General features: G+C 73.5%; 22 protein-coding genes and 1 pseudogene. 9 read left to right on the plus strand and 14 right to left on the minus strand.

The annotated features are described in order from the left end of the window. Window positions 1-26: 26 nt before the first annotated feature. Entirely contained in the window at window positions 27-704 is a 678-nt protein-coding gene (gene trhA / locus ACQP26_RS00610) for a PAQR family membrane homeostasis protein TrhA (RefSeq protein ID WP_091413751.1), read from the minus strand. 75 nt (window positions 705-779) lie between these two features. Between trhA and ACQP26_RS00615 the strand changes: the two genes are divergently transcribed. From ACQP26_RS00615 to ACQP26_RS00625, 3 genes are read left to right on the plus strand one after another with little or no spacing between them, the layout of a single operon-like run. Continuing rightward, the gene (locus ACQP26_RS00615; RefSeq protein WP_269703165.1) at window positions 780-1,394 is read left to right on the plus strand and encodes a 5-oxoprolinase subunit B family protein; all 615 of its coding nucleotides are present in this window, start codon (window positions 780-782) and stop codon (window positions 1,392-1,394) included. Continuing rightward, complete coding sequence (locus ACQP26_RS00620; protein WP_433494659.1) at window positions 1,391-2,254, plus strand: biotin-dependent carboxyltransferase family protein; 864 nt, start codon at window positions 1,391-1,393, stop codon at window positions 2,252-2,254. Before ACQP26_RS00615 ends, ACQP26_RS00620 begins: the two co-directional genes overlap by 4 nt. Beyond that, complete coding sequence (locus ACQP26_RS00625) at window positions 2,238-2,987, plus strand: LamB/YcsF family protein (protein WP_269703161.1); 750 nt, start codon at window positions 2,238-2,240, stop codon at window positions 2,985-2,987. Before ACQP26_RS00620 ends, ACQP26_RS00625 begins: the two co-directional genes overlap by 17 nt. A 60-nt stretch (window positions 2,988-3,047) precedes the next feature. Here the strand turns inward: ACQP26_RS00625 and ACQP26_RS00630 are convergent, their stop codons facing one another. The 6 genes and pseudogenes from ACQP26_RS00630 to pdhA all read right to left on the minus strand — a co-directional run bounded on the left by ACQP26_RS00630 (window position 3,048) and on the right by pdhA (window position 12,190). After that, window positions 3,048-4,880: an NHL domain-containing thioredoxin family protein gene (locus ACQP26_RS00630; protein WP_433494660.1), complete on the minus strand. Its 1,833-nt coding sequence runs from the start codon at window positions 4,878-4,880 to the stop codon at window positions 3,048-3,050. Window positions 4,881-4,999: 119 nt separating this feature from the next. Next, a pseudogene (locus tag ACQP26_RS00635) lies at window positions 5,000-5,539 on the minus strand (LppU/SCO3897 family protein); the annotation flags it as partial. Between the two features lie 2,639 nt (window positions 5,540-8,178). Next, window positions 8,179-8,316, minus strand: a complete 138-nt coding sequence (locus tag ACQP26_RS00640) for a hypothetical protein (RefSeq protein WP_013283356.1) — start codon at window positions 8,314-8,316, stop codon at window positions 8,179-8,181. Window positions 8,317-8,541: 225 nt separating this feature from the next. Then, a complete protein-coding gene (locus ACQP26_RS00645; protein ID WP_433496065.1) occupies window positions 8,542-10,017 on the minus strand; it encodes a dihydrolipoamide acetyltransferase family protein in 1,476 nt (491 codons plus the stop codon). Window positions 10,018-10,022: 5 nt separating this feature from the next. Next, window positions 10,023-11,012: an alpha-ketoacid dehydrogenase subunit beta gene (locus ACQP26_RS00650; protein ID WP_128138856.1), complete on the minus strand. Its 990-nt coding sequence runs from the start codon at window positions 11,010-11,012 to the stop codon at window positions 10,023-10,025. Continuing rightward, window positions 11,012-12,190 carry a pyruvate dehydrogenase (acetyl-transferring) E1 component subunit alpha gene (pdhA, locus tag ACQP26_RS00655; protein ID WP_433494661.1) on the minus strand — a complete coding sequence of 393 codons (1,179 nt, stop codon included), beginning with the start codon at window positions 12,188-12,190 and terminating at the stop codon, window positions 11,012-11,014. The genes ACQP26_RS00650 and pdhA overlap by 1 nt, the downstream gene beginning before the upstream one ends. Window positions 12,191-12,675: 485 nt before the next feature. Here pdhA and ACQP26_RS00660 point away from each other — a divergent pair, with 485 nt between their 5' ends. Then, window positions 12,676-13,440, plus strand: a complete 765-nt coding sequence (locus tag ACQP26_RS00660) for a hypothetical protein (RefSeq protein ID WP_433494662.1) — start codon at window positions 12,676-12,678, stop codon at window positions 13,438-13,440. 89 nt (window positions 13,441-13,529) lie between these two features. Here ACQP26_RS00660 and ACQP26_RS00665 read toward each other — a convergent pair whose 3' ends face one another. From ACQP26_RS00665 to ACQP26_RS00675, 3 genes are all read right to left on the minus strand, one after another. Then, entirely contained in the window at window positions 13,530-14,756 is a 1,227-nt protein-coding gene (locus ACQP26_RS00665) for a hypothetical protein (RefSeq protein WP_269703153.1), read from the minus strand. A gap of 51 nt (window positions 14,757-14,807) precedes the next feature. Beyond that, entirely contained in the window at window positions 14,808-16,466 is a 1,659-nt protein-coding gene (locus tag ACQP26_RS00670) for a GTPase (RefSeq protein ID WP_281579935.1), read from the minus strand. Between the two features lie 76 nt (window positions 16,467-16,542). Then, a complete protein-coding gene (locus tag ACQP26_RS00675) occupies window positions 16,543-18,363 on the minus strand; it encodes an ABC transporter (protein WP_433494663.1) in 1,821 nt (606 codons plus the stop codon). Window positions 18,364-18,573: 210 nt separating this feature from the next. Between ACQP26_RS00675 and dnaK the strand changes: the two genes are divergently transcribed. From dnaK to ACQP26_RS00700, 5 genes are all read left to right on the plus strand, one after another. After that, on the plus strand, window positions 18,574-20,436 hold the full coding sequence (dnaK, locus tag ACQP26_RS00680; protein WP_013473404.1) for a molecular chaperone DnaK: 1,863 nt from the start codon (window positions 18,574-18,576) through the stop codon (window positions 20,434-20,436). A 48-nt stretch (window positions 20,437-20,484) separates the two neighbouring features. After that, window positions 20,485-21,219 carry a nucleotide exchange factor GrpE gene (gene grpE, locus ACQP26_RS00685; RefSeq protein ID WP_269703150.1) on the plus strand — a complete coding sequence of 245 codons (735 nt, stop codon included), beginning with the start codon at window positions 20,485-20,487 and terminating at the stop codon, window positions 21,217-21,219. Between the two features lie 79 nt (window positions 21,220-21,298). Beyond that, complete coding sequence (gene dnaJ / locus ACQP26_RS00690) at window positions 21,299-22,486, plus strand: molecular chaperone DnaJ (RefSeq protein WP_281579383.1); 1,188 nt, start codon at window positions 21,299-21,301, stop codon at window positions 22,484-22,486. Between the two features lie 24 nt (window positions 22,487-22,510). Beyond that, complete coding sequence (locus ACQP26_RS00695) at window positions 22,511-22,951, plus strand: heat shock protein transcriptional repressor HspR (RefSeq protein ID WP_120572381.1); 441 nt, start codon at window positions 22,511-22,513, stop codon at window positions 22,949-22,951. 176 nt (window positions 22,952-23,127) lie between these two features. Beyond that, on the plus strand, window positions 23,128-23,334 hold the full coding sequence (locus tag ACQP26_RS00700; protein ID WP_043327580.1) for a hypothetical protein: 207 nt from the start codon (window positions 23,128-23,130) through the stop codon (window positions 23,332-23,334). 59 nt (window positions 23,335-23,393) lie between these two features. On the opposite strand, the gene ACQP26_RS00705 is transcribed toward ACQP26_RS00700, so the two are convergent. The 4 genes from ACQP26_RS00705 to ACQP26_RS00720 all read right to left on the minus strand — a co-directional run bounded on the left by ACQP26_RS00705 (window position 23,394) and on the right by ACQP26_RS00720 (window position 26,011). Beyond that, window positions 23,394-23,822: a hypothetical protein gene (locus tag ACQP26_RS00705; RefSeq protein ID WP_135242700.1), complete on the minus strand. Its 429-nt coding sequence runs from the start codon at window positions 23,820-23,822 to the stop codon at window positions 23,394-23,396. 165 nt (window positions 23,823-23,987) lie between these two features. Continuing rightward, window positions 23,988-25,205 carry a cation:proton antiporter gene (locus ACQP26_RS00710; protein WP_269703147.1) on the minus strand — a complete coding sequence of 406 codons (1,218 nt, stop codon included), beginning with the start codon at window positions 25,203-25,205 and terminating at the stop codon, window positions 23,988-23,990. A gap of 5 nt (window positions 25,206-25,210) precedes the next feature. Further along, a complete protein-coding gene (locus ACQP26_RS00715) occupies window positions 25,211-25,711 on the minus strand; it encodes a cation:proton antiporter regulatory subunit (protein WP_269703145.1) in 501 nt (166 codons plus the stop codon). Window positions 25,712-25,792: 81 nt separating this feature from the next. After that, window positions 25,793-26,011 (minus strand): winged helix-turn-helix domain-containing protein, encoded by a 219-nt coding sequence (locus tag ACQP26_RS00720; protein WP_013283372.1) that lies wholly within the window; start codon window positions 26,009-26,011, stop codon window positions 25,793-25,795. Window positions 26,012-26,130: the final 119 nt, after the last annotated feature.

Consider the following 26,130-nt stretch of genomic DNA (forward strand, 5'->3'; position numbering starts at 1 on the left):
CATGTCCGGGGCCGGTCCGGCTCGGCTCAGGCGAACAACGCGAAGTAGATCGCGATGTGGTGGCAGATCGCCGCGACGAGCGTGCAGGCGTGGAAGAACTCGTGGTGCCCGAAGACGGTGGGCCACGGGTTCGGCCGGCGCAGCGCGTAGAACACCGCGCCCACGCTGTAGATCGCGCCGCCCACGCTCAGCAGCACCAGCGCGGTCACGCCACCTGCGTGCAGGATCTGCGGCAGCATGGCCACCGCGACCCAGCCGAGCGCCAGATAGAGCGGGGCGGAGACCCAGCGCGGCGCGTGCGGCCAGATCAGCTTGACCGCCACGCCCGCGATCGCGCCGCCCCAGACCAGGCTCAGCATGATCGTGGCCTGCCGGGTGTCCAGCAGCAGCGCGCAGAACGGTGTGTAGGTCCCGGCGATGAACACGAAGATCATCGAGTGGTCCATCCGGCGCATGATCTGATAGCCGCGTTCGGACCAGACCCGCCGGTGGTAGAGCGCGCTGGTGCCGAACAGCCCGCACACCGTGAAGCTGTAGATCAGGCAGCTCACCAGCGGTGCCCAGCCGGGACGACCGGCGGCGATCGAACAGAGCACGATGCCGCAGACGAGAGCGGCGAAGAACGCGTACGCGTGCAGCCAGCCGCGCATACGCGGCTTCCCGATGTCGGCCGGCCGGAGCCGGAACGGTGCGGAGGTCGTCACGTCATTAGGTTACGACAGCGTAGGTTACTTGCAAGTAGTGTGGACCGTCACCTCACCCGGCGGGAGGATGACCGGATGCGGATCCGGCCGGTCGGGGCGTACGCCCTTCTCCTCGACTGCGACGACGCGGAGCAGGCGCAGGCGTGGCAGGCCGAACTGTGGCACCGGCGCGAGGCAGGCGAACTGACCGCCACCGAGATCGTCCCGGGCGCGGTCACCGTGCTGCTCGACGGCGTACCGGACCCGGAGACGGCCGCCGCGCGGATCGCCGGCTGGCGGCCCCGCACCGCCGTCTCCGGCCCGGCCACCGCCGAGGTCCGGGTCCCAGTCGTGTACGACGGGGAGGACCTGCCGCGCGTCGCCGGCCACTGGGACACCGACGTGCCCGCCGTCGTCGACCGGCTGCGGCGCACCGAGTTCCGGGTCGCGTTCTGCGGCTTCGCGCCCGGGTTCGCGTACCTGACCGGGCTGCCGCCCGAGCTCGCGGTCCCCCGGCTCGCCACGCCGCGTACCCGGGTGCCGGCCGGCTCGGTCGCGCTCGCCGGCCCGTACGCGGGCATCTACCCCGCCGCGTCACCCGGTGGCTGGCTGCTCGTCGGCCGCACCGACCTGCCGCTGTTCGACGTGCACGCCGACCCGCCGGCCCGGCTCACCCCCGGCACCCGCGTCCGGCTGGTCGACGCGTCGTGATCGAGGTGCTGCGGGCCGGGGCGCTCACCACCGTCCAGGACCAGGGGCGGTCCGGGTGGGCGCACCTCGGCGTACCCCGCTCCGGAGCCCTCGACCCGGCCGCCCTGCGCCTGGCCAACCGGCTCGTCGGCAACGACGAGCACGCCGCCGGGCTGGAGATCACCATGACCGGCTGTGCCCTGCGGTTCATCCGGGCCGTCGCCGTCGCGCTCATCGGCGCCCCGGCCGACGTGGTCGTCGAGTGGCGGACCGGGGACATCCGGCCGGGGGACGTGGGACGGCCGCTCTCGCTCCCGGCGGGCGCGGTGCTGCGCGTCGGACCGGCCCACGCCGGGGTACGGACCTGGCTCGCTGTCAGCGGCGGGATCGCCGTCGAACCGGTGCTCGGCAGCCGCGCCACCGACACACTCTCCGGCCTCGGACCGCCGCCGCTGCGCGACGGGGACCGGCTGCCGCTCGGCACCCCGGCCGGCCCACCCGCACCCGTCGACGTCCCCGTCACCGGGCCGGTCCCGGACGAGCTACGGCTGAGCGTGCGTCCCGGCCCCCGGCAGGACTGGTTCACGCCCGAGGCGCTGGACCTGCTGTGCCGCGACGCGTACACGGTGAGCCCGGACAGCAACCGGGTCGGCGCGCGGCTGGCCGGCGCGGCGCTGACCCGCGCGGTGGCCGGCGAACTCCCGAGCGAGGGTCTGGTGCTCGGCGCGGTGCAGGTGCCGCCGTCGGGTCAACCGCTGGTCTTCCTGGCCGACCACCCCACCACCGGCGGGTACCCGGTCATCGGAGTGGTGGACGACGTGACAGCGCTCGCCCAGGCCCGGCCAGGCACTACGGTGACGTTCCATGGACCTCAACGCTGACCTCGGCGAGGGATTCGGAAGCTGGCGGCTCGGCGACGACCACGCACTGCTCGACCTGATCAGCTCCGCGAACGTCGCCTGCGGTTTCCACGCCGGCGACGCGGCCACCATGCACCGCGTCTGCGCCGGTGCCGCCGAACGCGGCGTCGCGGTGGGCGCGCAGGTCGGCTACCGGGACCTCGCCGGCTTCGGCCGGCGGCACATCGCGTACGACTTCGCCGAGCTGCGCGACGAGACCATCTACCAGCTCGGGGCGCTCGACGCCTTCTGCCGCCTCTACCGCACCCGGGTCCGCTACCTCAAGCCGCACGGGGCGCTCTACCACGCGGCAGCCCACGACGAGGGTCAGGCCGCCGCGCTGGTGGCGGCGATCAGCGGATACGACCACGAGCTGCCGGTGCTCTGCCAGCCCGGCACCGTGCTGGCGCAGCTCGCCGCGGGCGCCGGACTGCGGGTGGTGGCCGAGGGGTTCGCCGACCGCAACTACCTCCCCAACGGCACGCTCGTGCCGCGCAGCTCACCCGACGCGCTGGTGACCGACCCGGAGCAGGTGGCCGTCCGGGCGGTACGGATGGCCGTCGAGCGGACGCTGGTCGCCGTCGACGGGACGGTGATCCCCACCCCGGTCGAGTCGATCTGCCTGCACGGCGACACGCCCGGCGCGGTGCGGTGCGCGGAGCTGGTGCGGGCCGCGCTTGTCGACGCGGGGGTCACGCTCACTCCGTTCGCGTGAAAGGAAGGGCCCCTTCTTAACGCCTCCGGTAGAGGAAGGGGCCCTTCTTAACACCTCCGGTCAGGCGTCCATCCCCCGCAGGACCAGCGGTACGCGAGTCGCGCCGCCGGTGACCACCCGGACCGGTACGCCCCAGTCCTGCCGCGTCAGGTGGCAGGCCGCGTGCTCGACGTCGGCGTCGCAGGTCGCCGCCTGGGCGGTCACCTGCAGCACCCCCTGCGCCACGTCGCCGCTGACCACCAGCCTGCGGGACAGCTCGGTGGTGGTGCCCGCGCCCTCGACCAGCAGCTCCGGCGGGGACGCCGAGACGACCAGCCGGGTCGACGGCCCGTACGTCTCGTCGAGCTTCTGCCCCGGCGCCGGCGTGAAGATCACGTCCAGGGTCAGTTCACCGGCCGCCACGTCGGTGGGTTTGCGTTCCAGCCGGTGCCGGGGGCCGTCCACCGTGTTCGCGCCGGCCGACGTCAGCGCGCCCGGGGCCAGCCGGGTCAGCCGGTGCGCGGCCGACTCGACCACCAGCACCTCGCCCTCCCCGGTGAGCACCAGGTCGCTCGGCTCGGCCAGCCCGTCCGCCACGGTGCCCACCTGGCCGGTCTCCGGGTCGAAGCGGCGCACCGCCCCGTTGTACGTGTCGGCGATCAGCACCGAGCCGTCGGGCAGCGCGCACACGCCCAGCGGGTGCTGGAGCAACGCCTGGTCGGCCGGGCCGTCGACGTGCCCGAAGTCGAACAGGCCCTGACCGACGGCGGTGTGCATCTCGCCGTCGGAGACCCACCGGATCGCGCTGGTCTCGCTGTCGGCCACCCACAGGCGGGCGCCGTCGGCCGAGACCGACAACCCGGACGGCTGGGCCATCCACACGTCCGGCAGCGGGCCGTCGCGCAGCGCCTCGACAGTGGTCCCGGCGTACATGCCGGCGGTCCGCTTGATCGGGTCGAACCACCAGAGCTGGTGGATGCCGGCCATCGCGACGATCACCCGGTCGTCGTACCAGGCCACGTCCCAGGGGGAGGACAGGTCGACCGCGCGGGCGTCGTGCGCGTGGTCGTCGACTGTCGAGCGCCACTGCCGCCCGGTGCCGGCCACGGTGACCACCTCGCCGGAGGACAGCCGTACGCCGCGCAGCAGGTGGTTGACCGTGTCCGCGACCACCACGTCGTAACCGGCGACCTCGGCCACGTGCGGCGGCAGCAGGCAGAGCCCCTGCGGCTCGGCGAACGTGGCGGCGGAGGCCGGGCCGTCCGTACGCCCCCGGGAACCGGCGCCGATGCGGCGGACCACCGTCTCGCCGTCGGTGGCCAGCTCGACCAGCGAGTGCCGGGCCGAGTCGCTGACCAGCAGGTTTCCACCGTCGAGCGGCAGCGCCTTGCCGGGGAACCGCAGCACCGTGTCCGGCTCGGCGGGCGGCACGTACGGGCCTTCGCCCCGGTGCAGCGTGCCCTTCGCCTCGTGGGTGTCGATCAGGTCGTCGATCAGGCGGGCCAGTCCTTCGGCGTGCCCCTCGCCGGCCATGGTGGCGACCACGTACCCCTCGGGGTCGACCACGGCGAGCGTCGGCCACGCCTTGGCCGCGTACTGCTGCCACATGTCCATCTCGGCGTCGTCGAGCACCGGGTGGTGCACGCCGTACCGCTCGACGGCCGCGGCCAGCGCCGCCGGGTCCTTCTCGTGCTCGAACTTCGGCGAGTGCACCCCGATCACGACCAGGACGTCGCCGTACTTCTCCTCGAGCGGACGCAACTCGTCCAGTACGTGCAGGCAGTTGATGCAGCAGAACGTCCAGAAGTCGAGCAGGACGATCTTGCCGCGCAGGTCGGCCAGTGTGACGGCCTTGCCGCCGGTGTTCAGCCAGGCCCGACCCCGCAGTTCCGGTGCCCGTACGCGTGCGCTCATGCCCCCATCGTGCCGCACCGGCCGGGCGCGCTCCCGGCGATCCCGGGGTGAACAGACGCACACCGCAACGGCGCGGAGCGCCCACCCCGACGAGGGGTGGGCGCTCCGCGTACGTGTGGTTACTGGCCGGCGGGCTTCAGGCAGAGCACCCGGGTGGTCCCGCCGCCCTCGACCGAGACCGAGGGCTGCGACAGGTCGGCGCACTTGTCCTTGTTGTCCACCTTCGACACCACGCTGAACGCGCCCGGCTCGCCGCAGTCGGCGGCCACGGCGCTCGTGCCGGACTGCTTCACGCAGGAGCCGACCGCCGGGTCGAAGCCGTCCGACTTGTCGCCGACCTTGCCGAGCAGCGTCAGCAGGCCGAGCGGTACGGCGAGGATGAGCACCGCGGCGATCAGCACGGCGGCGAGCACCCGGCCGTTGCGCACCTTCGGCGGGGGCGCCTCGGTCTGCGACTCGGTGGCATCCGGCTTGAACGCGTCGAAGCGGCCCTGCTCCGGCTCGGTGCCGGGCCCGTCCTGCGACCAGGCCGGCGGGGCCTGCTGAGGCGGCGGGAAGGCGTTGCCGCCACCGGCCGGGCCCTGGCCGGGCACCGCCACCGAGGCGCGTCCTCCGGCGGGCGGGCCGAACCGGTCCGGCTCGCCGAACGGCTCGGGCCGCCCGGCCGGGCTGCCGAACGCCGCCTGCTGCCCACCCGGACCGCCGAACGGGTCGGGCTGACCGCCGGGACCGCCGAACGGGTCGGGCTGACCGCCGGGACTGCCGAACGACTCCTGCTGACCGCCGGGGCCGAACGGTTCCGGCCGGCCACCGGGGCCGCCGAACGGGTCCTGGCCGCCGGGGTTGCCGTACGGGCTCTGCGGGCCGCCGAACGGGTCGCGACCCGTGCCGGGCTGCTCGCCGCCCGGGTGCACGCCGTTGGCGGGACGGGTGTTGCCGGGCGCGTCCGCGAAGGACGGCATACCGACCGGGAACGACGGCGGCGCGGCGGGCGAGGAGGGCGCGCCGGCGTACCCCTGCGGGCCGTCGGCGTCCTCGGACCGCGACTGCGGGCCGGGGCCGGGGAAGCCGTTGCCGTGCGGCCCGTCCTGGCCGGGGAACCCGGGCTCGTCCGGCTCGGGGGCGTCCTCGGGCTCCGGGCGGGCGGGACGGCCGTACACCCGGGGCTGCGGCGTGGGGCCGCCGGTCGGCAGCGGCTGGTCGGACGGCGGGGTGACCCGGCTGGCCACCGGCACCGACGCGCTCGCCGAAACCGGGCCGCCCTCCGGGGAGGTACGCGGTGCGGGAACGGCGGGCGACTGCGGCTCCTCGGGACGGGACGCGTTCCAGCCACCGTCGCCGCGCTCCGGCTCGTACCCCTGGGGTTCGTTGCCCGGGTGGTCGGTGGGCGACGACGCGGCCAGCGCGGCGCCCGGCACCCGCTGCTGCTGCGCCGGCAGCGGCACCGCGTTGCCGGGGGAGATGCCCGGCGCGGGGGCGGGCTGGTAGGCCGGGGCGGAGTCCTCGGACCGGCCCCACGCCTCGGCCTGCGGCCACGGCTCGGGCGACGGTGCGGCCGGACGCTCGTCCTGGTTGCCGCCCCAGCCGGCGGGTGCGTCGGTCGACGGCACGGACACGCTGGCGCGGGCCGACGCCTCGGCCGGCGCGGCGGCGCCCAGGCGGGCTGCGCCGGCTCGTCCGCCGGCCGCGCGGGCTCGTGCTGCTGCGGTACGGCGGCCGCGCCGCTCCAGGCGCCGGCCTGCTCGCCGGAGTCACGCTGCTGCGGTACGTCGGCGCCGTCACCCCAGCCGCCGGACTGCCGGTTCGGCTCCCAGCCGCCCGGCTGCGCCGCCTCGGCGGGGTTCGCGGCGCGCCCGGCAGCCCAGCCGCCCGAGCGGTCCGGGTCCTCGGCGCGGGCCGGCTCGTCCCAGCCGCCGGGCCGGTTCTCGCCCTGCGGGGCGGGCCAGCCGCCGGAACGCTGTCCCTCGTCGTGCTGCGGCCCACCGGTCGCGCGCCAGCCGCCGCTGTCCTCGGCCGGGCGGTTGTCCTGATCGGACTGCTCCGGAGTGGACCAGGCGTGGTCCGGCCGGGCGGCACCGGGCACCGAGACGGCTGCGGCGGCACGGGCGGGCGGGTCGGCCGGCGGCCAGGTGGCGCCGGTCTGCTGACCCGGCGCCCAGGCCGGCTGGCTCTCCCGCGGGTTCCAGCCGCCCGAGCGGTTCGGGTCGTCGGACGCGGCGGGCTGCTCGTCGCGCGGGTTCCAGCCGCCGGAGCGGTTCGGGTCGTCCTGCTGCTGCTGCGCGGCGGCCCAGCCACCGGCGCGACCGGAGGCGTCCTCGTGCTGCCCGCCGGTGGGCGCGAAGCCGCCGGAGCGATGCGGGTCGTCCGCGGGGGCGGGCGTGACCCAGGTCTCGTTCGGCACGGTGGCCGGGGCGGGCACGTAGCCGGTGCCGCGGGCGGCCGGGTCACCGGACGGCGACCAGCCCTGCTGCTGCTCGCCGGCGTTCCATCCGGGACGGTTCTGCTCGGCGGCGGCCCAGGGGGCCGGCGACGGCTCGGCCAGGCTGCCCGGCGGCGTGGCGGCCCAGGCGGGCGGTGCCTGCTCGGCGCCGCGGTCCGGGCCGGACTGCTCCTGGTTGCCCCAGGCCGGGCCACCGGAACCGGACCAGGCGGGGTTGCCCTGGTCGTTGCCGCCCCAGGCGGGCTGCGGGACCTGGGCGGTCGCCCGCCCGGTCACCGGCTGCCCGGCGGGCGGGGCCCACGCGGGTGGCTGGTCGTCGTTCGCGGCCCAGGCCGGGGCCGGCTGCGCGGGCCGACCGGCCGGCGGGGGCGGTGCCCAGCCGAGGTCGGGTGCGCCGTTGTACCCGTTGTCCTGCTGCGCCGGCTGATCGCCGTACGGCACCGGTCCGCCGGTGCCCGGCGACACCTCGCCCGGCTCCTGGCCGGGGCGGTGCGGAGCCTCGGACGTCATGGGTGCGCCTCCTCCATCACAGGTCGGCCGCCGATGCCGGTCGGGGGGACCGTCGGCATGGCTACCGGCGTCGCCGGCGGGTACCGGCCGTGCGGGCTCCCCGCACCGTATCCGGTGGTCGCCCGGAGCCGCCCGGGGGAGCATCAGCCGTCACCGTCAGTCACCGGACGACGTCGATGGGTTTCACTTGCCCGCGTCGGCCCGGAACCAACCGGTTGGCGACCGTGCCAACCGTACCGGGCGGTGGAGCGAGGTGGAATCCCGGTGCCGACCGATGCCGATACGCCGAAGACCCGCCCGGTGTCGGGCGGGTCTTCGGACTGGAGGAGGTGAGAAAGGTCTGTGACGTCAGCTCATGTGACGCTGGGCGATGGCGAGAAGCTCCTCGCGGACCGCGGGCGAGTTCGCGGAACGCAGCGCGTGCTCGATGGCGCGGGCGCGGCGGTTGGCGTCGCGGCGGGTGCGGATTCGCTCGATCATGCTCATCTTGGGTCTCTCCTCCTGGCTATTCGGTTGTCAGCCCCTTGATGTCTCTATTTAAGCGCACCGGGCCGCCCATCGCCATCGATTATTAGGTGAGCTGAACCACGTACCTACGGATCGTAGGTCGACGCGCCCCCGGATCCTATGATTCCGTTCCCAAAACGGTCACGGCCGGTGTGCCGGGTGTTCACCCGTGGCACACCGGCCGTGACCGGAGCGATCGGTACGTCAGGTCCAGGCGAGCAGCGCCGCCTCCGGGTCGGCCAGGAACTCACCGATGTCGCGGAGGAACTTCGAGCCCAGCTCGCCGTCGATGATCCGGTGGTCGAAGGACAGGCCCAGCGTGGTCACCAGGCGCGGCTTCACCTTGCCCTTGTGCACCCACGGCTGCTCCCGTACCGCGCCGAAGGCGAGGATCGCCGACTCGCCCGGGGGCAGGATCGGCGTACCGGTGTCGACGCCGAAGACGCCGACGTTGGTGATGGTGAGCGTGCCGCCGGACATGTCCGCCGGGGACGTCTTGCCCGACTTCGCGGTCTGCACGAGTTCCGTCATCGCATCCGCCAGCTCGCGCAGCGAGAGCCGCCCGGCGTCCTTGATGTTCGGCACGATCAGGCCGCGCTCGGTGGCCGCCGCGATGCCGAGGTTGACGTACTCCTTCACCACGATCTCGTCGCCGGCCCAGGTCGAGTTGACCATCGGGTGCCGCTTGACCGCCAGCAGCACTGCCTTGGCGACCAGCAGCAGCGGCGAGACCCGCACGTCGCGCCACTCGCGCCGGTCACGCAGCCGGTCCAGCGCCTTCATCGCCCGGGTCACGTCGACGGTCAGGAACTCCGTCACGTGCGGGGCGGTGAACGCCGATCGGGCCATGTTCTCCGCGGTGAGCTTGCGTACCCCCTTGACCGGGATGCGCTGCTCGCGGTCCGCGCCGAAGCTCGCGGCCGACGCGGCCGGTGCCGCGACCGTCAGCGGCTCGGCCGCCGCCGGGGTCGCGCTCGCCGCCCGCTGTACGTCCTCACGGGTGATCGAGCCGAGCGGACCCGAGCCGGTGAGCGTGGCCAGGTCGATGCCGAGATCCTTCGCCAGCTTGCGGACCGGCGGCTTGGCCAGCACCGGGCCGGAGACCCGGCCGTTGCCGTTCACCGCAGGCGCAGGCGCAGGCGCAGGCGCAGGCGCGGGCGGGGCGGGGACCGGCGCGGGTGCCACCGGGGCGGCCTGAGCCGGTGCCGCGGCCGGCGCGTCACCCTTGCGCGGGCGGCGCTTGGCCGGGGCGTTGCGCGGGCCGTAGCCGACCAGCACGGCGGTACGCCCACCCGGGGCCACACCACCGATCAGGCCCGGCTCGACCATGCCCTCGGCGGGCGCGACCTGGACCGCGGCCAGCGACGCGGCCGACGGGGCCGGCAGGTCCGACGCGGGAGTCGCGGTGGTGGACTCCTCGATCGGCCCGGCGCCCGGGTCGGTGTCGATCGCGATGATCGGCACGCCGACCTCGACCGTGGACCCCTCCGGGTGGAAGATCGCCTGCACCCGTCCGGCCCACTTCGCCGGGATCTCGACCGCCGCCTTGGCGGTCTCCACCTCGACGATCGGCTGGTTCAGCTCGATGTCGTCGCCGACCTTGACCAACCAGGCGAGGATCTCGCCCTCGGTCAGGCCCTCGCCCAGGTCGGGAAGGTTGAACTCCTTGATCCGGGACATGCCGCTCACCAGCCGAACGTGCGGTCGACGGCGTCGAGCACCCGGTCCAGGTCGGGCAGGTACTCCTCCTCCACCCGGGCGGCCGGGTAGGGGGTGTCGAAGCCGGTCACCCGCAGCACCGGGGACTCCAGGGAGTAGAAGCACTCCTCGGTGATCCGGGCCGCGATCTCCGACCCGAGACCCAGGTTGCCCGGGGCCTCGTGCACGACCACGCAGCGGCCGGTGCGCCGCACCGACTCGTACGCGGCGGTCAGGTCCAGCGGCGAGATCGTCCGCAGGTCGATGACCTCCAGCTCGCGGCCGTCCTCGGCGGCGGCGGTGGCCGCGTCGAGCGCGGTGCGGACCATCGGGCCGTACGCCAGCACCGTCGCGTCGGTGCCGGGCCGCGCGACCCGGGCCGAGTGCAGCGGGTACGCGTCGGCGATCGGCGCCTCCAGGTCCACCGGACCCTTCTCCCAGTAGCGCCGCTTCGGCTCCAGGAACACGATCGGATCGTCCGAGGCGATCGCCTGCTGGATCATCACGTACGCGTCCTGCGGGTTCGCGCAGCTCACCACCTTCAGACCGGCGGTGTGCGCGAAGTACGCCTCGGGCGACTCGGAGTGGTGCTCGACGGCGCCGATGCCGCCGCCGAACGGGATGCGGATGACCATCGGGATCCGCACCTTGCCCTGCGAGCGGTAGTGCATCTTCGCCACCTGCGACACGATCTGGTCGTACGCGGGGTAGACGAAGCCGTCGAACTGGATCTCGCAGACCGGCCGGAAGCCACGGATGGCCAGGCCGACGGCGGTGCCGATGATGCCGGACTCGGCCAGCGGGGTGTCGATCACGCGCTGGTCGCCGAAGTCCTTCTGGAGGCCGTCGGTGATCCGGAACACGCCGCCGAGCTTGCCGACGTCCTCGCCCATGATGACGACCTTCGGGTCGTTCTCCAGGGCCCGCCGCAGACCGGTGTTGAGTGCCTTGCCGAGGGTGAGCGTCTCCGTGGCCATCAGTGCGCGCTCCCCTCGAAGGACTCCATGTACTGCGTGAACCGGGCCCGCTGCTCGTCCAGTTCGGGAGAGCCGTTGGGGTAGACGTGGTCGAACATGGTCACCGGCTGCGGGTCGGGCATGGCGAGCACGCGCTCGCGCAGGTGCACCGACTCGGTGCGGGCCTGCTCGTCGACAGCGGTGAAGAACGACTCGTCGGCGATCTTCTGCTTGGTCAGGAACGCCTTCATCCGGGCGATCGGGTCCTTGGCCTGCCACGCCTCGACCTCGCTGGCGATGCGGTAGCGGGTCGGGTCGTCGGAGGTGGTGTGCGCGCCCATCCGGTAGGTGTACGCCTCGATCAGGCTCGGGCCCTGGCCGTTGCGCGCGTTGTCCAGCGCGTGCCGGGTCACCGCGTACGACGCGAGCACGTCGTTGCCGTCCACCCGGACACCCGGGAAGCCGAACCCGCCGGCCCGCCGGTACAGCGGCACGCGGGTCTGCCGCTCCAGCGGCTCGGAGATGGCGTACTGGTTGTTCTGGCAGAAGAACACCAGCGGGGCGTTGAAGACGCTGGCCCAGACGAACGACTCGTTGACGTCGCCCTGGCTGGTGGCGCCGTCGCCGAAGTAGGCGATGACCGCCTCGCCGTCCTCGCCGCCGGTCTTGCCGTCCATGGCGACACCCATGGCGTACCCGGTCGCGTGCAGGGTCTGTGCCCCGATCACGATCGTGTACATGTTGAACTTGAACTCGTTCGGGTCCCAGCCGCCCTGGTCGACGCCGCGGAACAGGCCCAGCGGCATGATCGGGTCGATGCCGCGGCAGTAGAGCACGCCGTGCTCGCGGTAGGTCGGGAAAGCCATGTCCTGCTTCCGCAGCGCCCGGCCGGAGCCGACCTGCGCGGCCTCCTGGCCCAGCAGGCTGGCCCACAGGCCCAGTTCGCCCTGGCGCTGCAGAGCGGTGGCCTCGGCGTCCAGCTTGCGGACCAGCACGAGGTCGCGGTAGAGCCCGCGGTACTCCTCGTCGGTGAAGTCGACGCGGTACTCGGTCCCGTCCGGGCCGAGCGCGCTCTCGATCCGCTCACCCTCGGGGGTGAGCAGCTGTACGAGTTCCGCTTCACCGGTCGCGGCGGCGCGTCTGGTACGGGGTGCGGCCCGCTTACTGCGGGTGGCGGCCCCGGGGTCGCCCTTTGCCATCCGTCTCTCCCTGTCTGTCTGCGCCGGCGCCGGGGGTTACCCGAGCCGCGCACCTCGTGCGCCCGCCCGGCTGGTGCCGGGTCGGTCCCTGGCGACCGCGCCTGACCCCGGTAGGGGTTGCCGCGCGGCGTGAGCCGGAGTCCGTCGGGACAGACCCAGGCCCGGGAGCGCCGGCACCGTTCCGCACCAGCCGCGGGGTACGCGGAAGTGGCGGCTGCGTTGCCGTCGTGTCTGAATGATTGCAGAGGAGGTGAGCGGGCCCACAGTATGGCCTCCCTCGCCGGTGAGGTTCCATCGGGTTCATGACGGATAAGCGCTTTTGTCCCCAGTGGCGGGAGCGGGCGACGCACAAAATGTGTGTCGACACGCGGTTGCGACTGGTGAACTGAGCGTCACTGGGTCAAGCTTGCGATGAGCCACGGCGCGGCATTTGTCCTGATATTCGCGCGTGCTCTTCGTCCCGTCCGTGCGTGAGGAGTGTGCCGGTGTCCGAACCAGAGGGTCCGCCCGGTACGCCCTTCCTCGGCCGCCACCGGGCCCTGCCCGCCTCCCCGTACCGCCGGGTCGTGGGCGCCCACCGCGCCCCCGGAACGGGCGGTCCCAGCCGCGGCTATCTGCTCACCGTGGCGCTGCTCGCCGGCACCGCCTCCATGCCGATCCTCGCCGCGATCAGCACCGGATCCGCCACCGTCGGCAACAGCGCCCTTCCCGACACCAGCACCCCGTTCCTGCCGACCCCCTCGGTCGGTCCGGTGGTCATCCCGATGCCCCAGGGCACCCAGGCCCCGGTGCCGTCCACGCCCACGCCCGCCGTCGACGTGACCTCGGTGCCCCCGGCGCGGCCGGTGCTCCCGGCGGCACCGGCCCTGCCCGACGACAGCGACCTCGGCTCCCGGCACCGGTCCCGCCCGGTCGCCGCGCCCCCGCCGCCGGCCGCGCCCGTCCGGCCCACCCCGGTCCGCCCGCCCCGCCCGTCGCCGGTGCCCTCACCGTCGCCGTCACACTCGCCGTCCGACCCGGCCACGCCGACGCCCGAGCCGAGCCCGAGCCCCGAGCCGTCGGTCACGACGGCCGAGCCGACGCCCACCTCCGAGCCCTCGTCGGAACCGACGTCCGAGCCCTCCGGCCCATCGGGTACGTCCGGTCCTGTCGATCCGTCAGGCCCCGCCGATCCGCCGGGTTCCGCCGGACCGTCCGCCACCTCTGTTCCGTCCGGCCCGGCCCGGCCATCGGTGTCCCACCCCTCATGATCGACACCACTTCGCCGTAGTGGTGCGATCCCACCCGGCCCGATGCAGCCACCTCGCCGAGGTGGTGCCGATCATGCGGGCGTGAATGCCTAGGCCGGGTCGTCGGTCAGGCGGTGGCGGTTCGCCTCGATCCAGGCGTTCAGCGCCTCCGGGTCGTCCGGGTCCACCCCGTCCGCCATGAGCTGGGCCACCGCCGCGGTGGCGGGGCTGCGCCGCTCGCCGGTGCTGTAGAGCCGGGCGAACTCCGGGACCATCTCGGTGATCGCCTCGTCCGTCCGGGCGGCGGCCGACTGCGACAGCCCGCGCTGCCGGGCCGCGTACGCCGCCCAGGCGCGCAGCACCCGGGGCAGCATCGCCGCGTCGTCCATGTCCAGCACGGCGCGGCGGTGCACCCAGTCGAGCAGGAACAGCTCGGCCACCATCGGGCTCCACCGCATCGGGTCGGCGTCCGGGAAGCTGGCCGCGTGGTCGAGCAGCAGGCCGAGGCAGAAGTGCAGCGAGGCCAGCTCGCCGTCGGCCACCTCGGGCAGGCCGAAGCGGGCCGCCTCCGGCGAGTCGAGGAACGCGCGGACCAGACGGGTGCGCTCCTCGTCGGTGGGCGCCGGCATCACGGCCGGACCGGCCGGCGGTGTCGGCCCCGGGAGTGCGGCCAGCCGCGCGCCCACGAGCGCCCGGTCGGTGGCGAGCGAGCCCTGCGCGGGCAGTTCGGCCAGGTCGTCGGTGACCGCCAGGTGACGGCTCACCTCGGCGTGCATCCGGGCCGGGTCCTCGGTACGGAACCAGGTGAACTCGTCCTCGGTGCAGATCTCCCGGGCCTGCTCGACGATCCGCCCGGCCGGGCCGCCGACGAAGACGTCCTTGGTGATGCCGATGTTGTGGTCGACCAAGGCCACCAGCGCGTGCTCCGGGCCGCCCTCCTCCTCGTCGTCGTACGCGAACGTGGCGAGGTAGGAGGTCTGGTCGCCGTACACGTCGCCGTAGGCCCAGGCGCCGGTGACGCGCACCCGGCCCAGCTGACCGGCCCACGACGGGGCGTACGCGCCGGGCCGGACCCGGGCGGCGCCCTCGGCGTCGGGCACCAGGGCGGCGAAGACGGCCCGCAGGGTGGTCGCGGCGGCGCTGCGGCGCCGGGACGTGGCGGCGAGGAAACCGGTGACGAAGTCGCGGACGGCCTGCTCCCGGTCGTGCTCCGCGACGGCGTAGACGCTGCCCAGCAACGCGGCGCCGAGCATCTCCGCGTCCAGGGCCGAGTCGAGCCTCGTCACGTCGCGCGCGGCGTGCAGCACCGCGTCGTAGGGGGTCTGTGGCGTGGCCATGTATCGACCCTACGCCGCACCGGCCGCCCCCACACCGGTCAGCACGCCGGTCTAGCGCCGTCCCGCCTCGCGCAGCGCGTCCCGGGCCGTGCCGTAGCGCGTCAGCACCGCCCAGACCGGGTCCAGCACGTACTTCTCGGAGACGCTGCCCACGGATGTGAGCAGGCGTTGCTCGGCCCGCGCCCGGGCCCGCCGGGCCGCCCACCCGACCACCGGCCGGGTCAGTGCCGCGATCAGCAGCCCGGCCAGCAGGCCGCCGAGCAGCAGGACGGTGGGCCAGGGCACCACACCGAGCGTCGGGTGCTCCAGCGGCGGCAGGCCGAGCAGGCGCACCGCGTACCCGATGATCAGCCAGACCAGGCCGGCCAGCGCGGCGAGGGTGACCACCCACTGCAGCGCGCCGACCACCCGCCACCAGGCGGGCCGGCGGTCCATGCCCAGGTCGGTCGCGGCGACCGCGTGGTCGAGCGCGCCCGGCAGGTCGGCCTGCCGGCCCCGGGCCGCGGCGGTCACCGCGGCGGGCCACGGCGCGGGCAGACCGCCACCGGCCCGCTCGGCCACCGCGCGGATCGCCAGCGTGACCGCCGAGCGCTGCGCGGCCGTCGGATCGGGTACGGAGGTGGCCGCGACCAGGCTCTCCGCCGGCGCGTCCGGATCCCGCCCGGACAGGTGCAGCCGGCGCAGCGGATCCGGCCGCAGCTTGCGCCAGCTCCGCAGCAGCGGCCAGCCGGTGTTGCCGACCGCCCGGTGCCGGTACGCCCCCTCGACCGCCGCCGCCACCGTCGGCACCCCGGCCGCGCCGGCGAGGGCCCGGGTCAGCTCCTGCGCCGAGGCGTCACCGGGCCGGGTGCGCGGTGGCTCCGGCCCGACGAGCGGTTCGAGATCGTCCACCACGGCGTCCACGTCGCCGGAGAGCCGGCGCAGCGCGGCCTGCCGTTCGGCGACCGTACGCTCCAGTTCGGCCCGCAGCCCGTCCAGCCCGTTCGGGTCCACCGCGACGGTCGGCAGCAGCGGCACCCCGCCCAGCCCGTCGTCATCGAGCAGCCGGCGCAGGTCGTCCAGGACCCTGGGCAGCTCGGTCGGGTGCAGCCGGTCGGCCTGGTTGAGCACCACGACCGTGACGTCCTTGTGTCTGTGGAACTCGCGCAGGTAGCTCGTGTGGATCACGCGGTCGGCGTACTTCTGCGGGTCGACCACCCAGACCACCAGGTCGACCAGGCCGAGCAGGCGGTCCACCTCCAGCCGGTGGCCGTGCTGCACCGAGTCGAAGTCGGGCAGGTCGAGCAGGACCAGGCCGTGCAGGTTCGACTCGTCGTCGGCGTCCAGCGGGCTCTCCCGGACGAACCGGTGCCGGGGCAGCACCCCGATCCAGTCGAGCAGCCGGACCGCGCCGTCCAGCGGGCCCCACACGCAGGCGTGCGCGACACCCGTGGTGGGGCGGCGTACGCCCACCGGGGAGAGGTCGAGCCGCGCCAGCGAGTTGAACAGGCTCGACTTGCCGCTGCCCGTCGCACCGGCGAGCGCGACCACCGTGTGTCGGCCGGAGAGCGCGAGCCGGTCACCGGCGCGCTCGACCACCGTGTGCGCGGCGACCAGTTGAGCGTCGGGCACGTCGCCGTCCACCGCGGCCAGGAACCGCTGGATCGCCTGGAGGCGCTCGATCAGCACGTCCGGGTCGACCCGCTGCTCGCCGCGCAGCGCGTCACGCATCCGTCCGACGACGTTGCTCACTGTGTCATCCTCGTTCGCGCCTGCGGGGCTCGCAGGATCGGCTCACTCCTCGCGCTCACAGGCGACCGTCCTGCTCGGTGTTCGTCGGGAACAGACCGCTGCGGTGCCGGGCCCGCTCGACCTCGACGGCGGACCAGCGCAGCGCCGCACCGGCGTTCGCGGCCGGGCGCTCGGCCTCGGTGCGGCTCAGGAAGCGCTCGGCCTCCTCGGCCAGCAGCTTGCCCACCCGGTCGAGCAGGTCGACGCGGGCCTTGCGGGCCAGGTTGCGGACCGCCTGATCGCCGAAGATCGCCTGGAGCACCGTCTGCCCGGCCACCGCCGTGCCGGTGCCCGCGGCGACCTCCAGCCCGGTGGGGATGAACGCGGTGGAGGCGAACACACCGATCATGACGGCGAGGCCGGTGGCGTTCACCGCGTACGCGGCGGTGCGCGCCACGAACCGCCGGTCGCCGCCCTCGACCCGGACCAACTCCAGCACGCCGCGCTGCCAGTCGCGGACCAGCTGCTCGGCCCGCTCCGGCAGGTCGGCCGAGGGGTGCGCCAGGTCCGGCTCCAGCAGCGCCGCGCCCGCCGGGTGCGCCTTCCAGACCGTGTACGCGTTTTCGGCCGCCTCGGCCGCCACCCCGCGCAGCAGCGTGACGAGCTGGGACTCGATCGCGGTACGCAGTTCCGCGGCGGGAGCGGGCCGTCCGGTGACCGCCGCGACCACCCGGTCGCGCAGCCGCCCGATGCGGGCCTCCAGCCCGCGGAAGAAGTCGCCGGTGCCGATGAACTCCTGCCAGCGCGCCAGCACCTCACCGCGCAGCAGCCGGCCGTCCTTGAGCCCCTGGTCGACGCTGCGCTCCGCGCTGCGGTACGCGGCCTGGACCCGCTCGTCCAGCGCGTCGGCGGCGGTGACCTGCTCGTCGGCGGCCTCGGCCAGCGCCTCCACCACCGGGTGCAGCGCGGCCAGCGCGCCGTCGAGCGTCTGCCGGACCACCGCGGCGCGGGCCTCGGCATCGGCGGCGAGCCGGGAGAACCAGTCGCTGAGCGGTGCGGTGATCCGGTCCGGCAGCAGCCCCTGCCCGTCCACCCAGGTCTCCGGCAGCACGAACAGCGGCGCGGCACCCAGCTCCTGCTCGGCGAGCATCTCGGACAGGTGGGCGGCGACCTCGTCGGCTGCCTCCGGGGGGACCCGGTCCAGCACCATCGCCACGGCGGTGCCCCGGGCGCGGGCGCTGCGCAGCAGCTCCCAGGGGACGGCGTCGGCGTACCGGGCGGCGGTGGTGACGAACAGCCAGAGGTCGGCGGCGGCGAGCAGCTGACCGGCGAGCGCCCGGTTGGCGTCGACCACCGAGTCGATGTCCGGCGCGTCGAGGAAGGCCAGGCCGGGCGGCAGTGCCGGCGCGGTGACCAGGTGCAGGGTGCCCGGCTGCTCACTGGGCTCGGTGGTCCGGGTCAGGCCGGGCAGCAGGTCCCCCTGCCGGAACCAGGCCGCGTCGGTCGGGCTGCACACCAGCACCGGGGAGCGGGTGGTGGGGCGGAGCACGCCCGCCGCGCTGACCCGCGCCTTGACCAGGCTGTTGACGAGCGTCGACTTGCCGGCGCCGGTGGAGCCGCCGACGACCACCAGGAGCGGGGCGTCGAGCCGGGCCAGCCGGGGCAGCAGGTAGTCGTCGAGCTGGTCGGTGACGCTCGCCGCGGCGTGCCGGGCCGGCTCGGCCGAGGGGAGGGCGAGCGGGAAGCGGGCCGCATCAATCGCCGCCCGCAGGCCGGAGAGCGCGGCGGGCAGGCCGTCGGCGGCGTGAGCAGGCTGGTCGTCGCCGGTGGTGGCTCCGGTGCGGGCTGCGACGGCGGGCGCGCCGGCACGGGTGGCGGAATCGCCATGCGTCGTCACCGCTAAAGCGTGCCCGACCGACGCAAGGTAAGACAACCGGACAGTAGTAACGGTCGGGTTGCGCCGGGTCGGCTCAACCTCGACTTGCGGATTGGCGATCGCGTGGCACTATTGAGTCAAGTTCACTCAACTTATGGTGCGGTCGCTTCCGGGCGACCCGCCGGGCAGGCCGTCTGACCTGCTCACCCGTTACGAAGCGAGGAAGCGAACATGGCACGTGCGGTCGGCATCGACCTCGGCACGACGAACTCCTGCGTCAGCGTTCTCGAGGGCGGTGAGCCCACCGTCATCGCCAACGCCGAGGGCTCGCGTACGACTCCCTCGATCGTCGCGTTCGCCCGCAACGGCGAGGTGCTCGTCGGTGAGGTCGCCAAGCGCCAGGCGGTGACCAACCCCGACCGGACCATCCGGTCGGTCAAGCGTGAGATCGGCACCAACTGGACCGTCGACATCGACGGCAAGAAGTACACCCCGCAGGAGATCTCGGCGCGCACGCTGATGAAGCTCAAGCGGGACGCCGAGGCGTACCTGGGCGAGCAGATCACCGACGCGGTGATCACCGTCCCGGCCTACTTCAACGACGGGCAGCGTCAGGCCACCAAGGAGGCCGGTGAGATCGCCGGCTTCAACGTGCTGCGGATCGTGAACGAGCCGACCGCGGCGGCCCTGGCGTACGGCCTGGACAAGGGCTCCAAGGAGCAGACCGTCCTGGTCTTCGACCTCGGCGGCGGCACCTTCGACGTGTCGCTGCTGGAGCTGGCCGAGGGCGTGGTGGAGGTCAAGTCCACCAGCGGTGACAACCAGCTCGGTGGTGACGACTGGGACCAGCGCATCATCGACCACCTGGTGAAGACGTTCCGCGGCGAGCACGGCATCGACCTCTCGCAGGACAAGATGGCCATGCAGCGGCTCAAGGAGGCCGCCGAGAAGGCCAAGATCGAGCTGTCCGCCGCGACTACCAGCAACATCAACCTGCCGTACATCACCGCCGGTTCGGCCGGCCCGCTGCACCTCGACGTGACGCTCAGCCGCGCCGAGTTCCAGCGCATGACGCAGGACCTGCTGGACCGCTGCAAGGGCCCGTTCGAGCAGGCCGTCAAGGACGCCGGCATCAAGATCTCCGACGTCGACCACGTCATCCTGGTCGGCGGCTCGACCCGGATGCCGGCCGTGACCGACCTGGTCAAGCAGCTCACCGGCCGCGACCCGAACAAGGGCGTCAACCCGGACGAGGTCGTCGCCGTCGGCGCCGCCCTGCAGGCCGGTGTGCTCAAGGGCGAGGTCAAGGACGTCCTGCTGCTCGACGTGACCCCGCTGAGCCTGGGCATCGAGACCAAGGGCGGCATCTTCACCAAGCTCATCGAGCGCAACACCACCATCCCGACCAAGCGCTCCGAGGTGTTCACCACCGCCGACGACAACCAGCCGTCGGTGCTGATCCAGGTGTTCCAGGGCGAGCGGGACATCGCCGCCTACAACAAGAAGCTCGGCACCTTCGAGCTGACCGGTCTCCCGCCGGCCCCGCGCGGCGTGCCCCAGATCGAGGTCACGTTCGACATCGACGCCAACGGCATCGTGAACGTGCACGCCAAGGACCTGGGCACCGGCAAGGAGCAGAAGATGACGATCACCGGCGGCTCCTCGCTGCCGAAGGACGACATCGAGCGGATGCGCCGGGACGCCGAGGAGCACGCCGACGAGGACAAGCGTCGCCGTGAGGAGGCCGAGACCCGCAACGTGGCCGAGGCGCTCCAGTGGCAGACCGAGAAGTTCCTCGCCGAGAGCGGCGACAAGCTGCCCGGCGAGAACCGCGACCAGCTCAACGAGGCGCTCGGCGAGCTGCGTAGCGCCCTCGGCGGGCAGGACATCGAGAAGATCAAGTCCGCGCACGAGAAGCTGGCGCAGGTCTCCCAGCAGGCGGGCTCGCTGCTCTACGCCCAGCAGCAGGAGGGCGAGCAGACCGCCCCGGGCGCTGCCGGGCCGGGTGCCGGTGCCGGTGCGGCCGGTGGCCCGAAGGCCGGTGGCGACGACGACGTGGTCGACGCGGAGATCGTGGACGAGGACAAGAAGTGACATCCGGTCCCGGACACGATTCGCACGGCAGAGGGATGAGGTAACCGCATGACGGACAAGCCACGCGCGGCCGACCCGGGTGCCACCGGGTCGGCGGGCGCCGGCAAGGACGCCGGCGACGAACCCCGGGTCGTCATCCGTGACAAGCGCAAGCTCGGCAAGGTGACCGAGCAGCCCGCGAACGACGCCTCGGCGGCCGACGCGGCCGCCGACGCGCCCGCCGAAGGGCTGGTCGAGGAGGCCGAGGTCGTGGTCGACGAGATCGGCGGCGAGGCCGAGGTCAGCGGTCCGGCCGTGGTCGACGCGCCCGCCGAGCCGAAGGGCGGGACCGGCACGGACGCGCCGCTCGGTGCCGAGCTGGAGTCGCTCCGCACCGACCTGGAGGAGCGCACCCGCGACCTCCAGCGGGTCACGGCGGAGTACGCCAACTACCGCAAGCGGGTCGACCGGGACCGCAACCTGGTGCAGGAGCAGGCAACCGGGGCGGTGCTCACCGCGCTGCTGCCGATCCTCGACGACCTGGACCGGGCGCGCGAGCACGGCGACCTGGTGGGCCCGTTCGGCAGTGTGGCCGAGCAGCTCACCGGCGCGCTGGCCAAGTTCGGCCTGACCGCGTTCGGCGAGACCGGTGACCCGTTCGACCCGACCCGGCACGAGGCGGTGGCGCACCAGACCTCCGCCGACGTGACCGAGCCGACCTGCGTACAGGTCATGCGGCGCGGTTACCAGCTCGGCGAGCGGCTGCTGCGGCCCGCCATGGTCGCGGTCGCGGACCCGGAGTAGTGCCGACCCGTGACGTCCCGCCCGCCCGCACCGGGCGGGCGGGACGACCGGGATTCGACCCGTGGAAGGGGGTGGACCGGTGAGTTCCAAGGACTGGATCGAGAAGGACTACTACGCCGCGTTGGGCGTGGACAAGTCCGCCTCCTCGGACGAGATCAAGAAGGCGTACCGCAAGTTGGCCCGGGAGTCGCACCCGGACCACAACCCCGGCGACACCGGTGCCGAGGAGCGGTTCAAGACCGTCTCCGAGGCGTACGCGGTGCTCGGTGACGAGAAGAAGCGCCGCGAGTACGACGAGATGCGCTCGCTGTTCGGCTCCGGTGCCTTCCGGCGCAACGCCCGCGGCGGGGGCCAGCCGGGCGGCATGCCGTTCGACGTCTCCGACCTGTTCGGCGGCGGCGCGGGCGGCGGCGACACCCGGTTCAGCGGTGGTGGCTTCACCGACCTGTTCAGCTCGATCTTCTCCGGTGGCGGGGGCGCCGGCGGTCCGGCACGTCCGCGTGGCCCGGCCCGCGGGCGGGACGTCGAGACCGAGGTCGCGCTCGACTTCACCGACGCGGTACGTGGCGTCACGCTGCCGCTGACGCTGCGCGCCCCCGGAGTCTGCGACACCTGCCACGGCAACGGCGCGAAGCCCGGCACCCAGCCGGTGGCCTGCCCGGTCTGTCACGGCGCCGGGGTGACCACCCGCAACCAGGGGTCGTTCAGCTTCTCCGAGCCGTGCCGCAACTGCCAGGGCGTCGGCACGATCGTCGAGGAGAAGTGCCCGGAGTGCCACGGCACCGGCGGGGTCACCAAGACCCGCACGCTCAACGTGCGCTTCCCGGCCGGTGTGGCCGACGGGCAGCGGATCCGCCTGGCCGGCCGGGGCGAGCCCGGCGAGCGGGGCGGCCCGGCCGGTGACCTGTTCGTGCAGGTGAAGGTCCGCCCGGACGAGCTGTTCGGGCGTACCGGGGACGACCTGACCCTGACCGTCCCGATCACGTACGCCGAGGCGGTTCTCGGCACGGACCTGCGCGTACCGACCCTGGACGGGACGGTGACCCTGCGGGTGCCACCGGGTACGCCCGGGGGGCGGGTGCTGCGCGCCCGCGGCAAGGGCGTCGTACGCAAGGACGGCCGCGCCGGTGACCTGCTGGTCACGCTCGACGTGGTGGTCCCGGCGAAGGTGTCGGACGAGGCGCGGGCGGCGCTGGAGACCTTCGCGGCGCAGACTCCGCCCGCCGCGCGGGAACATCTCGACGCGCGGGTACGTCGATTCAGTTGAGGTCGGCAGCGGAGGTGAGCGGGCATGTCGGAGGAGTACGTCGGCTCGGGTGACCCGGCCTACGAGGCCAAGGTCTTGATGATCTCGGTGGCCGCGCGGATGGCGGGGATGCACCCCCAGACGCTGCGCCAGTACGACCGGCTGGGCCTGGTGCAGGCCGGCCGGGCGTCCGGCGGCGGTCGCCGGTACAGCGTCCGGGACGTGGTGCTGCTCCGCGAGGTGCAGCGCCTCAGCCAGGACGACGGGATCAACCTGGCCGGGGTCAAGCGGATCATCGGGTTGGAGCGGCTGCTCGAAGAGGCGCAGCAGCGGGTGGCCCGGCTGGAGGCGGAACTGGACGCCGCGTACCGGCGGATCGCCGAGCTGGAGTCGCTCGGTGGCTTCCCCCGCGGCGATCTCGTACCCACCAACCGCACGTCCACCGCGCTCGTCGTCTGGCGTCCGCGCCGCGCTCCCGACCGCTGACCTCGTACCGGAAGGCCGGCGCGCCCCGCTCCCCTGGGGCGGCGCCGGCCTTCGTCCTTTCCCGGGCCGGTTCGCGGCCCGGGTCAGGGGAATCCGGGGTACGGCGGGGCACTGTCGATTAGGCTTTCCGCAGGGGCAAAAGCCTCATAGCGGACTCCGGGCTGGCGGGGGGAGCCATGGCGGAACCGGCGAAGAAGGTGGCCGAGCGCGCGGAGGAACGGCTGGAGAAGGTGGCCGAGAACGTCCGCGAGCGGTTCGACCGGGTCACCGAGGGACGCTTCAGCGACAAGGTCAAGGAAGGGCGCTTCGCCGACCAGACGGACCACGGTGTGGACCGGGCACGGGACGACGAGCGGCGCAAGAAGCAGGGCGGATCGACCTGACGATCCGCCGACGTGCGGGCCGGGATCCACGGGGGATCCCGGCCCGTTCGTCGTTCGTGTCAGAGGCGGCGGTTCTCGCGGACCAGGCCGCCCTCGCACCAGTCCCGGTAGACGAAGAGGTCCGGCCGGGCGAGCAGCACCCGGCTGTTGTGCGCCCAGTTGCGCATCAGGTCGTCGCCGGACTTCTCGGCCTGCTCGACCAGCTTGCGGAACCGGCGCTTGGGGTGGGCGCGGAAGTTCGTCCGGATGCCGTCGGCGGCGTAGATGTAGAGGCAGTGCAGCGCGAACCGCCGCGCCGGGCAGCCCTGGTCCATCGCCAGGTCGAACAGCGTCTGCACCAGGTGGTCACCGGCGACGAGCAGATCCCAGTCGGGCGGCATCGAGGTCAGCGGCACCGAATCCGGCTGATACGCCCACGAGCGGAGCTCGGCGGGCGAGGGATCGACCGGGTTGGCGAAGCCGCGGAACGTCTCTTCCTGCACGCTCACCGGCCGACCTTCCGCTTGCGCTGGCGGGGGCGCAGGCCACCCGCGGACCCTGGCTGCTGGGCCGAAACGTTAACGCGGTTGGGCGGAGCAGTGGTAGACCTTCCCGGGATCAATTTGACAACGCCGGGCCGGATCTGCCCTCGGCTGATCCGGCCCCGCGCCGTGTCAGTCGCCGGAGCCCAGGGGCAGCGGCGCGGGCGGCCGTGCGGCGGCGGCGCGGCTGCGCAGCCACTGCTTGAACCATCGCGTGTCGGGCAGCCGGGCGAGCAGCGGCCCGGTCACCACCGTGATCAACACGTACGCGGTGGCGAGCGCGGCGAGCTTCGGTTCCACCGGGTAGATGGCCGAGACGGCCAGCCCGGCGATGACGATGGAGAACTCGCCACGCGGGGTCAGCGCCAGACCGGCCCGCCAGCGTCCGGGCTCGGCGATCCCGACCCGGCGGGCGGCCAGGTAGCCGGTGGCCACCTTCGTCGCCATGGTGACCACTGCGAGCAGCAGCGCCGGCACCAGCACCGGCGGCATGTCCAGCGGGTTGGTGACCAGCCCGAAGAACACGAAGAAGACCGCGGCGAAGAGATCACGCAGCGGGGAGAGCAGTTCGGTGGCGTGGTGCGCGACCGGCCCGGACAGCGCGATGCCCACCAGGAACGCGCCGACCGCCGCGGAGACCTGGAGCTTGGCCGCGACGCCCGCGACCAGCAGGGTGAGGCCGAGTACCCCGAGCAGGAGCGCCTCCGGATCCTTGGCGGAGAGCGCGGCGGAGATCAGGTGGCCGTACCGGATCGCCACGGCCAGCACGACGACCACGGTGAACACCGCGATGGCGAGCGCGATGCCGCCCTTCATCAGGCCGACCCCGGCGAGCAGCGCGGTGACCAACGGCAGGTAGAGGGCCATGGCCAGGTCCTCGATCACCAGGACGGACAGGATCACCGGCGTCTCCCGGTTACCCACCCGGCCCAGGTCGCCGAGCACCTTGGCGATCACGCCGGACGACGACACCCACGTGACGCCCGCGAGCACCACCGCCGCCACCCAGCCCCAGCCGAGCAGGAGCGCGAAGGCGAAACCGGGCAGCGCGTTGAAGACCGCGTCGATCACGCCGGCCGGCGCGGCCGACCGGAGGTTGCCCACCAGTTCGTTGGCGCTGTACTCCAGACCGAGCATGACCAGCAGCAGGATCACGCCGATCTCGGCGCCGACGGCGAAGAACTCCTCGCTGGCGTTGAGCGGCAGCAGCCCGCCGTGCCCGAACGCCAGGCCGGCGAGCAGGTACAGCGGGATGGGCGAGACGCCGAAGCGACGGCTCAGCCGGCCGAGCAGGCCGAGCAGGAGCAGCAGCGCACCGACTTCGATGAGCAGGATTGTGGTTTCGTGCATACGCGTCAGCCGTCCGGATCGGTCTCGGCGAGAATCGCGGTCACGCCGTCGAGCCCCTGACGGGTGCCGACCACGACGACCACATCGCCGGCCTCGAACCGGAAGGTGGGTTCGGGCGAGACGTTCACCGCGCCCTGACGCAGCACGGCCACGATGGACGCGCTGGTCCGGGTGCGCGCCTTGGTGTCACCGAGCCGCTTGCCGACGTACTTCGACCCCGCCGGGATGGCGACCTGCTCGGTCAGCAGCCCGGCGGCCTGCTCGCGCAGACCCGAGAGCTGACCCAGCATCAGCGACGCGCCGAGGATGTCGGCGAGCGCCTCCGCCTCGTCGTCGGTCAGGGGTATGTCATGTTGGCAGGAGTCGGGATCGTCCGGGTCGTAGAGGACCAGGTCGCGACGGCCATTGCGGTGGGAGACCACACCGAGCCGGCGGCCGGACTCCGTCATCAGATCATGACGTACGCCGATCCCGGGCAGGGAGGTCTGCTCGACACGTACTCGCACGCGGGTGAGGCTACTCCGGGCGCGCACCTGCCGCGTCCGGGGCCGAACTGCAGACCGGTCGATGTGGCTCGGACGGCTCGTCTATGTCCGTTCGGCCACGAACACGCCGACACCTTCGAGCGTCTCGGTGAGGCCGGTCGCGCGCAGAATCATCATCGCCTTGCCGACGACGGTGTCGGAGACGCCGTACTCCTTGCACAGTTGGGCGCGGCTCGGCAGCTTGGTGCCGGGCGGCCACTCTCCCGAATCGATCTTGCTCTTCAGTTCGTCTGCGAGCACTTGGTACTGCTGCTTGGGCATACACACTCCCCGGATGGCACGCCCATTCGACCATGCACCCACCTCCAACCTCAAGCAATTGTGGGTCGATCGTTGACCTACAACTGGTACCGATTGTAGGTTGCTGACGAACGCTCCCG

It is taken from the genome of Micromonospora sp. CA-248089 (genome assembly GCF_050948515.1).
Classification (GTDB): Bacteria; Actinomycetota; Actinomycetes; order Mycobacteriales; family Micromonosporaceae; genus Micromonospora.

Excerpts from the sequence above, each read along its gene's own strand:
- ACQP26_RS00615 (WP_269703165.1), top strand. The coding sequence starts at position 780 with ATGCGGATCCGGCCGGTCGGGGCGTACGCCCTTCTCCTCGACTGCGAC.
- ACQP26_RS00625 (WP_269703161.1), top strand. The coding sequence starts at position 2,238 with ATGGACCTCAACGCTGACCTCGGCGAGGGATTCGGAAGCTGGCGGCTC.
- ACQP26_RS00630 (WP_433494660.1), bottom strand. The coding sequence starts at position 4,880 with ATGAGCGCACGCGTACGGGCACCGGAACTGCGGGGTCGGGCCTGGCTG.
- ACQP26_RS00640 (WP_013283356.1), bottom strand. The coding sequence starts at position 8,316 with ATGAGCATGATCGAGCGAATCCGCACCCGCCGCGACGCCAACCGCCGC.
- ACQP26_RS00645 (WP_433496065.1), bottom strand. The coding sequence starts at position 10,017 with ATGTCCCGGATCAAGGAGTTCAACCTTCCCGACCTGGGCGAGGGCCTG.
- ACQP26_RS00650 (WP_128138856.1), bottom strand. The coding sequence starts at position 11,012 with ATGGCCACGGAGACGCTCACCCTCGGCAAGGCACTCAACACCGGTCTG.
- pdhA (WP_433494661.1), bottom strand. The coding sequence starts at position 12,190 with ATGGCAAAGGGCGACCCCGGGGCCGCCACCCGCAGTAAGCGGGCCGCA.
- ACQP26_RS00665 (WP_269703153.1), bottom strand. The coding sequence starts at position 14,756 with ATGGCCACGCCACAGACCCCCTACGACGCGGTGCTGCACGCCGCGCGC.
- ACQP26_RS00670 (WP_281579935.1), bottom strand. The coding sequence starts at position 16,466 with ATGCGTGACGCGCTGCGCGGCGAGCAGCGGGTCGACCCGGACGTGCTG.
- dnaK (WP_013473404.1), top strand. The coding sequence starts at position 18,574 with ATGGCACGTGCGGTCGGCATCGACCTCGGCACGACGAACTCCTGCGTC.
- grpE (WP_269703150.1), top strand. The coding sequence starts at position 20,485 with ATGACGGACAAGCCACGCGCGGCCGACCCGGGTGCCACCGGGTCGGCG.
- ACQP26_RS00695 (WP_120572381.1), top strand. The coding sequence starts at position 22,511 with ATGTCGGAGGAGTACGTCGGCTCGGGTGACCCGGCCTACGAGGCCAAG.
- ACQP26_RS00700 (WP_043327580.1), top strand. The coding sequence starts at position 23,128 with ATGGCGGAACCGGCGAAGAAGGTGGCCGAGCGCGCGGAGGAACGGCTG.
- ACQP26_RS00710 (WP_269703147.1), bottom strand. The coding sequence starts at position 25,205 with ATGCACGAAACCACAATCCTGCTCATCGAAGTCGGTGCGCTGCTGCTC.
- ACQP26_RS00720 (WP_013283372.1), bottom strand. The coding sequence starts at position 26,011 with ATGCCCAAGCAGCAGTACCAAGTGCTCGCAGACGAACTGAAGAGCAAG.